The sequence below is a fragment of the Nostoc sp. 2RC genome (assembly GCF_014222165.1).
GTDB lineage: Bacteria > Cyanobacteriota > Cyanobacteriia > Cyanobacteriales > Nostocaceae > Nostoc > Nostoc linckia.
Genome location: NZ_JACKZU010000268.1, coordinates 1 through 11519, shown reverse-complemented (window position 1 = coordinate 11519; position 11519 = coordinate 1). Strand labels below are relative to the sequence as shown.

The window sequence follows — 11519 nt, the reverse complement described above, 5'->3', positions numbered from 1 at the left end:
GGGACACGGAGACGCGGGGACACGGGGATGTGGGGACGCGGGGACACGGGGATGTGGAGACGCGGGGACATGAAGAGGTTTCATCTATTGATTCAGTAGATCCTGAATTCACTCAAAATTTTCTCAATGTCGTGAGTGATAAAACAGGCTATCCAACAACGATGTTAGATCTGTCAATGGATATGGAGACAGATTTGGGAATTGATGGTGTCAAACTTGTGGAAATTCAAGGAGCATTGTCAGAACTATATCCCAATCTGCCGAAACTGAGTGTAGAAACATTGGCTCAAGTGTCTACCTTGGGGCAAGTTCTTGGATATATACAGGAGGGACAAGGGGGACAAGGTAGCAATTTTTCTCCCTTGTCTCTCCCCATGCCCCATTCCCGAATTCTTCGCAGTCCTGTGAGACTAAAATATCTTCCGGAAGCTGATGTTTTAGATTTCACTTTACCGGATGGGCATATTGCTTTGCTTACGGATGATGGTTCTGTGACCACGGCGAAACTGGCTGAGATTTTGTACAAGCGTGGTTGGAAAGTTGTTGTCTTGAGTTTTCCCCAAAGTTTGATTCCTGGACAATTGCCTTTACCTGAAGGAATTAATCGGGTGGTACTTGCAGATTTGACAGAAGAACATTTACAACAACAGTTAACAGCGATCGCTACTAACTATGGTCAAATCGCCGCTTTTATCCATCTCAATCCCTCAAATCACAAAGATAGTGACAATCACGTCCGTTATCTGGAATCAGAAAAAGCTATTCTTCGCCACGTCTTTCTGATTGCGAAATATCTCAAAGAACCACTCAATCAAGCAGCGACTCAAGGACGTAGTTGTTTTGTAACTGTGGCTCGTCTTGATGGCCAGTTTGGACTGGGACAAAAAACTAACTTTGGTGCAATTGGCGCTGGCTTGTTTGGACTCACTAAAACTTTGAACCAGGAATGGGAAAGTGTATTTTGTCGAGCCATTGACCTCAGCCCTGATTTAGATCCTCAAACATCAGCACAGTATATCCTTGGCGAACTCCACGACCCCAATCTTTTAGTCGTGGAAGTCGGATATAGCCCACAAGGACGAAGCACATTAGTACAGGGAACTGGGGAAGAGTTTTCTCCAATGACGGCAGTTGCTCCACTTGGGGAGACCCCAAGACCGCACTGCCTCCCCAATGCCCAATCGGTTTTTCTCGTAAGTGGCGGTGCAAAAGGGATAACAGCCCAATGTGTCATCGAGTTAGCGCAGCGTTATCAATGCAAATTTATTCTCTTAGGTCGTTCCGCCGCCGGTGCAGAACCCGTATGGACTGAGGGCTACTTGAGTGAAGCAGATTTGAAAAAGCGGATTATGGAGGATTTCATAGCTAGGGGTGACAAACCGACACCTGCAATGGTGCAGAAAAGATTCAATGCTATTTCATCTAGTCGAGAAATTACCGCAACTTTACAAGCTATTGAACAGGCGGGGGGAGAAGCTGAATATTTGAGTGTGGATGTCACCGATGGATTAAGTCTTGCTGGACAAGTTGCTAGTGTAGTTGAGCGTTTTGGTGCGATAACCGGAATTATTCACGGGGCTGGTAACTTAGCTGATAAGCGGATTGAGAAAAAATCACTCCAGGATTTTGAAACAGTTTATGCTGCCAAAGTCAAAGGTTTAGAAAATTTATTGCAGTGCGTATCGCCGAATCAATTGAATCATTTAGTTTTGTTTTCTTCTGTAGTTGGTTTCTACGGAAATGTAGGACAATCTGATTATGCGATCGCTAATGAAATTCTCAACAAATCAGCCCACCTTTTCAAACTCAATTATCCCCATTGTCATGTGGTAGCCATTAACTGGGGCCCCTGGGATAGTGGTATGGTTTCTCCAGAATTAAAGCAAGCTTTTGCCGAACGCAATATTGAGACCATTCCCATTGAAATTGGCACAAAAATGTTGGCGGATGAACTAGCGAGTGCCAATCAACAAATTGTGCAAGTTTTGATTGGTAGTCCCTTGGTATATATCCCAGATAAATTATCAAGTGAGTTAAAAACTTTTCGCATCCATAGACACCTGACATTAGCAGCCAATCCATTTTTACAAGACCACGTAATTGCCGGTTATCCAGTTTTACCAGCCACCTGTGGACTATTATGGATTGCTAATACCTGCGAGCAACTGTATCCAGGTTACAAAGCCTTTAGTTGCACAAATTATAAAGTTTTGAAGGGGCTAATTTTCGATGAAAATTTGCCAACTGAATATACTTTAGATTTGCGAGAAGTTGCTAAAAATGGTATTTCTGAAATAGATTTTGATGCCAAAATCTGGAGTAAAACCCCTGAAGGAAAAATTCGCTATCATTTCAGCAGTCAAATGAAACTCAAGCGGGAAATTCCTGATGCTCCAATACATGAATTCATCAATTTAAGCCAGGATAATCAAATCACCGCTACCACTTCATCACTTTACCAAAATGGCACAACTACTTTATTTCATGGAGCGACATTTCAAGGTGTGAAATCAGTGTTAAATGCCAATTTGGACAAAATTACCATAGAATGCTATTTGCCAGAACCAAAAGAACAACAACAAGGACAATTCCCAGTTCAAACATTTAATCCCTACATTGCAGATGTGGAGATTCATGCATTCTGGATTTGGTCGCAACATTTTCATCAAGTAGCTTGCTTACCTTCAGAAATTACAACCTTTGAACAATTCCTACCTGTTCCTTTTGACGAAACATTTTACGTTTCTTGCCAAATCAAATCCAAGACAGAATCAAGCTTACTTGTTGATGTCATCGCCCACGATGCCCAGGGAAAAATATATACCCAAATGCTAGGAGCTAAAGGAACTATTTTGCCCAAGCAACTAGATGAAATCTAAATAGAATCCGCAACTACAAAACGGAGGTTGCTGAATCTTTCTACCTTTTGGTGATATTTTCCTGGATTCAGCAACACCAAAAAATCCATAAATCAGCTTGAGGACATAGGTGATGGAAGAATTTGCCAGAAATAAAATTCCTAAAATAGCGATTGTGGGAATGAATTGCTATTTAGGCGGTGGTTGTAATGGATTAGATATCTTTGAACGCAGTATTTATGAAGGAACTCAGCATTTTATTTCCATACCTCCCCAGCGATGGCAAGGAATAGAAACACAACAAAAGTTTCTAAAAAACTCTAATTTACATCAAGATTTCGCACCATTAGGCGCATACATCCAAGATTTTGAAATTGATACTTTGCGTTTGGGAATCCCACCAGAAACAGTAGAGAATTTTAATCCTCAAGATTTGTTGATGCTTGAGGTAGCCGATCGCACTTTGAAAGATGCCGCACTTCCTCAAGGAACAAGAATAGCAATTATTTTGGTAACGGCTACAGAATTGACTTTTCATCAACTTCCAGAAACGGAAGTTAATCAAAGTTACATCGAAAACAATTTAGCTAATTATGTTTCTAAATTGTGGAATTTTGCTGGCCCGGTATTTACATTAAATGCCAGAGAAAATTCTGTTTTCAAAGCCTTAGAACTCGGACAAAAATTACTGGCCATTAAAGAAGTAGACGCTGTTTTAATTGGTGCAGTGGAGTTGGCTGGGGATGGTGCTAGTGTTTTTTGCCGAAATCAAATTACAAAAGTCAACACGGGGGTAAACACTCTCAGTTTTGATGAAAATGTCAATGGTTGGATAGTAGGTGAAGGTGCGGCGGCTGTAGTTTTAAAACTCCACGAAACAGCAAAACAAGAAAACGATCGCATCTATGCAACAATTGACGCCCTCAGTCTCGTGGAAAATTCAATCAATGCCAGTCCCCAAGCAGCAGTTACACAAGCTTGTCAGTTCGCTTTGGAATTGGCAAATATCAAACCAAAAGAAATTAATTATTTAGAAGTTGTTGGTAGTGGAATTCCCCAGGAAGATGAGTTAGAAATTAAAGGTTTGATTGCGGCCTATCGTACATCCGAAGTCAATTTAACTTGTGCAATTGGCAGTGTCAAAGCAAATATCGGTCATACCTATGCTGTATCGGGAATAGTAAGTTTAATCAAAACAGCATTATGTTTATATCATCGCTATATTCCCGCAGTTCCCAATTGGTCTAAACCTAAAATGCCACAGGTTTGGCAAGGTAGTCCTTTTTATGTGGCCACTGAATCAAAACCTTGGTTTCTAGAAAAAGGAAGTATTAAAAGAATTGCTGCCATTAATGGAATAGAGGTAGACGGTAGCTATGCACATTTAATTTTGTCTGAGGAAGTCAGTCAGAAGCATTATAGCAGCAAATATTTAGAGCAAATGCCTTATTATTTATTTGCGATCGCTGCTGACGACCAAGCAACTTTATTAATAGAAATCGACAATCTCCAAGAAACTCTTAAAAATTCTTCTTCCCTCTCTGCTGCTGCTAGCGAGACTTTTGCAACTTTTCAACAGCGTCAACCAGCGACTTATGTTGTAGCAATTCTCGGACACAATGAAGATGAATTGCAACGAGAAATTCAGCATTCCCTCAAAGGTATTACTAATGCCTTCGAGACTGGGAAAGATTGGCAAACTCCTTTAGGTAGTTATTTTACAGCTAAACCACTGAAAGAAAAAGCTAAAGTCGCTTTCGTTTATCCTGGTGCTTTTAGTGCTTATTTGGGAATAGGTCGAAATTTGTTTCGTTTGTTTCCTCAACTTTATGATGACCCCCTCATCGGTAGCATTTATAAGCGTGTAGCCAACGTAGAAAAGCTGATTTATCCCCGCAGTTTACAAAAATTATCCAATAGGCAATTAGAAGTTTTAGAAAAACAATTTCTCAATGATTCAGTAGCAGTATTGGAATCAGAAATGGCCTGTGCTGGACTGATGACAGCAATTTTGAAAAATTACTTTCAACTAAAGGCTGAATGTGCTTTTGGTTATAGCCTGGGCGAAATTAGTATGATGTTGGCTCAAGGTGTGTGGACTCAGTTTCAAGAAGGTAGTGAAGGCTTTAATTCATCATCTTTATTGAAGACAAGGTTATCTGGGCCGAAAAATGCTGTGCGGGATTATTGGGGATTATCTCCAGCAGAAGATGAAAAAGATGAAGATTTCTGGCGTAACTATATTGTTATGTGTCCAGTGTCTCGTGTGAGAGAAGCAATTAAACATGAAAAGCGAGTTTATTTGCCTTTAATTAATACTACAGAAGAAGTGGCGATCGCTGGTGATATCCAAGGGTGTCAGCGGGTAATCAACAATCTTAATTGTGATGCCTTTTCTGCTCCTTTCACTCATGTGATTCACTGCGAACCAATGTGTTCTGAGTACGATGAACTTGTGAGATTAAATACATTACCTATTCAAAATGTACCAGAGACTATTTTTTATTCCGCAGCTGAGTATAAACCCATTAAACTAGACAGTCATTCTGTTGCTCACAATCTTGCTAAAAACCTCTGTCAACAGCTTAATTTTCCTCAGTTAATTAATCGCGTTTATCAAGATGGTTTCAACATATTTATTGAAGTAGGCGCAGGTAGTAATTGTTCTCGATGGATTGATAAAGTCCTCAATCAAAAACAACACCTGACAGTCACACTTAATAAAAGAGGTATAGACGATCATACTTCCTTGATTAAAGCTTTAGCAAAACTCCTTAGTTATGGAGTTCATCTAGATTTATCATCACTATATTCTCCCTTACAAAAAAATCTCCCCAACAGCCAGTCTAAAATTACCAATATAACTTTAGACAGCAGTAAGGTTAATTACACATTTTTAAAAAAGAACAATCAAAAAATTGTTGGAGATATCAATTTGCATCCCTCCGTTAATGTCAAACAACAGCAATATACACTACCAGAGTTCAAGGAATCAACGCCAATGAATGCTTATTTTACAGAAGCTCCCATCAAAAATGCGGAAAATTTTTCTCAAGAATTAGAGAATGTTTCAGAACAAATAAATCTTCCCAAAAGTAGCCAATCTACTCAGTTGTTGCTAAAAGAAAACAATTTGCAGACTGTAGAAAAATCACCCACTCAGGAAAATCGCACAGTAATAGCAGAAAATCATCAATATAACTTCACCAGTTATACAGTTGATGAGCAATCCCAGTTATTGAATTTACGCAGTCCTTTTTATCAAAAATTCAGCGAAAATGCTTCCCAGATGACCAAAGCCCATACTGTTTTTTTACAATTGCGACAGGAGTCACTCAAACAAATCAGCGCGATGATTCAGTTGCAAATAGCTTGCTATCAAAAGTTATTTCAAGAATGAGATTTCCATACTTTTATTCAGCTATATTACCCAGACACAAGGCTAAAACATGATTAGTACCAATAATGTCTTACATAAAAATGGTAATTATCTCAAAATCTCAGAATTTCCCCATCGTTCTCATCAAATATGGCAGGGCACTTTAGATTCTGTATCTTTTCATGAAACAGGCATAAAATCTAAGTTGCTAAATCTAGATAAACCTTGCTATATTATTAGAAACGAAGGCAAAATTGGTGCGACTAACGAAGGTTATTTATATCCTCATAACCAAGAAAAAACTGAACAAGCAGAAATCATAATCGCTGTTCCGCCAATATCAACTCAACAGTTAGGCGATTCAAGTTTTCTCAAATCTCATGGTGTAAAATATGCTTACGCCACAGGAGCGATGGCTCAAGGTATTGCTTCCGAAGAACTGGTAATTGCTCTTGGTAAAGAAAAAATATTAAGTTCATTCGGGGCTGGTGGTTTGTCTCCTAGTCGTGTTGAAGGAGCCATTAACCGTATTCAACAAGCTTTACCTGAAGGGTCTTATGCTTTTAACTTACTCCACAGTCCTAGCGAACCTGCTATTGAACGCGGTGTAGTTGATTTGTATCTTAAATATCAGGTAAGAACAATAGAAGCTTCTGCATTTTTAGATTTGAGTGACAACATCATCTATTACCGGGCTGCTGGGCTTGGTTTGAATGCAGCTAATCAAATCGAAATCAAAAATAAAATCATCGCCAAAATTTCTCGCAGAGAAGTTGCAACTAAATTTCTTCAACCTGCTCCCACTAAAATTTTAAAACAATTAGTTGAGCAAGGTTTAATCACTGAATTACAAGCAAGGCTAGCTGAAAAAATTCCTGTAGCTGATGATATTACAACAGAAGCTGATTCTGGCGGTCATACAGATAATCGTCCCTTAGTTTGTTTGTTACCTTCAATCTTGGAATTAAGAGATGAAATTCAAAACAAATATTGTTATGAAAAACCGGTTAGAGTCGGAGTTGCAGGGGGAATCGCCACACCACAATCAGCCTTAGCTGCCTTTATGATGGGGGCTGCTTATGTTGTGACTGGCTCAATTAATCAATCTTGTATTGAAGCCGGAACTTCTGAACATACAAAACATTTGCTGGCTCAAGCCGAGATGGCCGATGTGATGATGGCTCCCGCAGCAGATATGTTTGAAATGGGAGTAAAACTGCAAGTTCTCAAAAGAGGAACTTTGTTTCCTTTACGAGCGCAAAAATTGTTTGAATTATACAAAAATTATGACTCAATCGAAGATATTCCTGTTGCAGAAAGAGACAAATTAGAAAAACAAGTTTTGCGAAAAAGTTTAGCAGCAGTTTGGGAAGAAACAGTTACTTATTTGTCTCAACGCAATCCTGATAAATTAGCTAAAGCTATTAACAATCCCAAATTAAAAATGGCTTTAATTTTTCGCTGGTATCTGGGATTATCATCTCGTTGGTCTAATTTTGGCGAACAAGGAAGAGAAATGGATTATCAAATCTGGTGTGGCCCGGCTATGGGTAGCTTCAATGACTGGGTTAGAGGTTCTTATTTATCCGATCCGAAAAATCGCCATGTAGTTGATGTTGCTAATCAAATTATGACTGGAGCAGCATTTTTATACCGAATTCAAAGTTTAAAAATTCAGGGTTTACAAATGCCGGCTTCCTATAGTGAATATCGTCCAATTCAGTTTTAATAAAGGAGGAAAATCAGATGAATACTGTTCAAATCGATCGCAGAATTCCCAAAATTCAAAATAGGCTTTTTGAGCAAGCACATAGTCATGCTTTGGAGTTAAAACCCATTGCTATAGCTATGAGTAAACAAGGTATTCAAGGAGAAAAGCTCTATTCCCATCCTGGAATGCTGCCTTTACCCGTACCAGTTTGTGAATATCTACATTCTTTTAATCGTCGCCAAAAAGCAATTTTATCAGCAACTTTCTTTGCCAATTTTTATAAGTACGTCGCCAATAGTGAATATCATTCTTTGATATCCAATATGAGTATTGCTGAGAAAGTATTTGCTCTTTACTCAGACGAATTTATGATTCTTCATCAGGAAACTAATGAAGAAATGGATCATATTTGGTCTTTTAGAACCGTATATCATATGGTCTGTCGAGAATTAGGAATTCAAAGTTCCTTTGATGAGCCTAGTTTTTTCTATGGAACTGTTGGTGTCATACCCCAATCAGATTTTGAAAAATTCGAGACCCGTTTTACTTTTGATGAAAGCTTTTATGGAATTTTGTCTAATCTGCAAAAAGGAAAAAGCTTTCTGCGAAAAATAGTGGAAGAAACACAGCAGCGAGATAAAAATTTCACATATCGAGTTTTACGGTTTCTGATTGGGGATGCCATGAGAATGCTACCCGCCGAAAAAGTCCAAGAAAGTGGCTTGGGTGGTTTTACTTTGTTGTATAGGTACATGGCTAATGTGGAATTAAAAAAAAGCGAAGCATATTTATTTGATTCTCCCGAAGATTTTGATTATGAACCATTAGCTGTGGAATTAAATCAAGGTCATTTAACAGATGAAGCACGTCACTACACGACATCTTTTGAGTTAGGGGTAGAATTGTATAAAGTAGCTCCTCCAGAGGCTCAAGATTTTGTGAGACATTTTCTACAAATAATTGTGGAAGACTATATTAATGCTAGTTTCACCACTTATTTAGAGAAATTAGATCTTACTGCCCAAGGAATGTTATTAACTGATACTAGAATTGGGCTAAATTCACTGCGTATGTCTCTGCACCATAAAGAATTAGCTGATAAACAGGTAGATATAAATCAATTAGTTGATTCTTGGAGACAGTTAAGTCCAAAATGGCGAAATATTATTGGTTACATGGAACAAAAAAGTTGGCAATACAAATCTCAGCAGCTAGAGCGTTTGATTAAAGAACTGGGATTAGAATTAAATAAAACTAAATTAGGCAATCGCTATGAGCGTTATCAAGATGCTCTGGCAATTAAAGAAATTCAAAAACTTGTGGAAGTTGCCTAATGATTGTCACAATTCAAGAGTCAGAATTTTCTTCGCAGAATATAGCAATAATATTTAGATAGATTACTGGAAATTTCTGGCTCTTGATTTTTTAGGGCTGAATCGTTTAACTTTTTTCAGAATCAGGGTAAATCTAGAAATGAGAGTGTCTGTTCATTTTGAAGATGATGATAAAACTGTACAAGTCGAAGCAAATCAGCGTTTAACTAAGATTTGTGACGAACATCCTAGTTCAATTTTTTTTGGTTGTCGTAGCGTTGCTTGCGGAACCTGTCTCATTGAAGTTGTAAGTGGCATAGAAAATTTAGCTCCTGTGATGGATGAGGAGCAGATTTTACTTGATGTGTTGGCTCCAGATAATCCCAACATTCGCCTAGCTTGTCAATGTATAGTGCAAGGTGATATTCAGATTCGGGTAGCGAATTAACCAAATATATACTTGACAACAATTAAATAGGTGTATTTTTTTGAGCATCAGTAAATAGTGCCCAAATTAGATAAAAAACAATAGTACGAACTCAATCTTTCTCGTAAATTTAAAGGTGTGAACATGAGTCAGTCTACTCCTGAAACAATTAAAAAGCAGTCTTATACCGCAGAAGAAATTCAAGCTTGGATAGTCTCTCATATTGCAGAGCAATTGGGAGTCGAACCTCAAGATATAGATGTGCGACAGCCTTTAGATAGTTATGGTTTAGAGTCAGCACAAGCAATGCTTCTTGTGAGCAAAGCCGAGAAATTATTTGGTTTTGAACTATCTCCAATTTTATTATGGCATTACCCCACAATTGAAACATTATCTCAGCGCTTAGCCGAAGAATCTAAAGCTTCACAGTCAGAAATTTTTGAAATTTAAACTTCAAAGCTGTTCTTGAACTGATATCAAAAATAAAAATGATTTACAACAGAAAGCTGGGACGCCTTGAAGAGGCTATGGAAATTTTAAATAGCCGTGCTAAAACCTGGAACATAGTAACTATTAGCTGTATTAATGGGCTAATTTATGAAGAAACTATGAGACAGGCTTTAGAGATGATTCAGTGTCGCCATCCCCGTCTGAATTGTCGAATTGTGCGTTTAAAAAATAGTCTCAGCTTTCAAAGTCAAGGAACAGCAGATATTCCTTTACGCCTGGTGAAAGTGTTAGATAAACACCAGTGGCAAGAAGTTGTTTCTGAGGAAATGAATCAGAAAATTGATAGTAGTAAAAATTTACTACGAGTGGTAATTGTACATGTTTTAGGTGATAGCAAAATCAACTATTTACTGACAACAATACACCATGCGATCGCAGATGGTTTATCATGTATTCAACTTCACTCAGAAATTTTAACTTTTTGCCAAAAAATCGTCTCAGGCGAACAAATTAATTCAGTGACTAGTTTAACTCCACTTGCGCCCATTGAAGAACTAATACCTCAATGGGCTAAGGGATTGAAAGGTAGGATAAATAGCACATTTTTTTTGTTGCAGCTGGGATTAAAAGAACTTTGGAACCGGCCAAAAACATTAGGCTTTGAAAAGTATGCGCCTATTGCAAAGCGTAGTTCCAATATTATCCACAGACAACTTGACCAAGAATTAACTCAGAAATTTGTAAATTGTTGTAGAGAAGAAAATACGACAGTACATAATGCGTTATGTGCTGCCATGATGTTGACTGTAGCTAAAACAATAACTAAAGGTCAGAGAAAAGATATACGAGTCAATTGCTTATCATATCTTGATTTGAGGAGACATTTACAACCTCAAATTAGTGATAAAAATCTAGCTATCTTAGCCTCTTCTATCATGCAATTCCACCTCATAAAGCCAAACAGTTCCTTTTGGGAACTAGCTAGAGAAGTGAAACAACAGTTGGAAGCTAGTCAAAAGCATGGCGAACTTTTTAAAATGATTTTAATTGCTAAAAATCTGATAAATCTTTGTTGTATTTATCCAAAAAAAATAGCCGCCACCGTATCTGTTTCTAATGTTGGTAAAATTAATATTCCCACAAATTACGGTAATTTTGAACTCGAAGAAATTAGTTTTATCAGTTCTAATTCTCTTTTTGCAGGTGTTTTTTCAATTCATGTTTCCACATTCCAAGGAAAAATGCTTTTGAATTTTGCATTTTCTCAACCTTCAATTAGCCAAAATACTATGGAGTATCTTGTAGATAATCTCATATCTAATATTATTGAGATTTGCAATTTCAAAGATAGTTCTTCTGAAATTTAAAAATATTACATAGT

The 11519-nt window shown here is 37.8% G+C and carries 7 protein-coding genes; all 7 read left to right on the top strand.

The window, feature by feature from the left end; translation table 11 throughout:
- Positions 1-2879 (top strand): SDR family NAD(P)-dependent oxidoreductase (locus GNE10_RS24610; RefSeq protein ID WP_185567480.1); only part of this gene is annotated, 2879 nt, incomplete at its 5' end.
- Positions 2880-2991: 112 nt separating this feature from the next.
- Entirely contained in the window at positions 2992-6258 is a 3267-nt protein-coding gene (locus tag GNE10_RS24605; protein ID WP_185567478.1) for a type I polyketide synthase, read from the top strand.
- A gap of 49 nt (positions 6259-6307) precedes the next feature.
- Complete coding sequence (locus GNE10_RS24600; protein WP_185567477.1) at positions 6308-7966, top strand: PfaD family polyunsaturated fatty acid/polyketide biosynthesis protein; 1659 nt, start codon at positions 6308-6310, stop codon at positions 7964-7966.
- Between the two features lie 17 nt (positions 7967-7983).
- Positions 7984-9282: a hypothetical protein gene (locus GNE10_RS24595; protein ID WP_185567475.1), complete on the top strand. Its 1299-nt coding sequence runs from the start codon at positions 7984-7986 to the stop codon at positions 9280-9282.
- Between the two features lie 139 nt (positions 9283-9421).
- Positions 9422-9709 (top strand): 2Fe-2S iron-sulfur cluster-binding protein, encoded by a 288-nt coding sequence (locus GNE10_RS24590; protein ID WP_185567473.1) that lies wholly within the window; start codon positions 9422-9424, stop codon positions 9707-9709.
- Positions 9710-9832: 123 nt separating this feature from the next.
- Positions 9833-10138, top strand: a complete 306-nt coding sequence (locus GNE10_RS24585) for a phosphopantetheine-binding protein (protein ID WP_099067526.1) — start codon at positions 9833-9835, stop codon at positions 10136-10138.
- Between the two features lie 38 nt (positions 10139-10176).
- Entirely contained in the window at positions 10177-11505 is a 1329-nt protein-coding gene (locus tag GNE10_RS24580; RefSeq protein WP_185567471.1) for a phthiocerol/phthiodiolone dimycocerosyl transferase family protein, read from the top strand.
- Positions 11506-11519 lie beyond the last annotated feature (14 nt).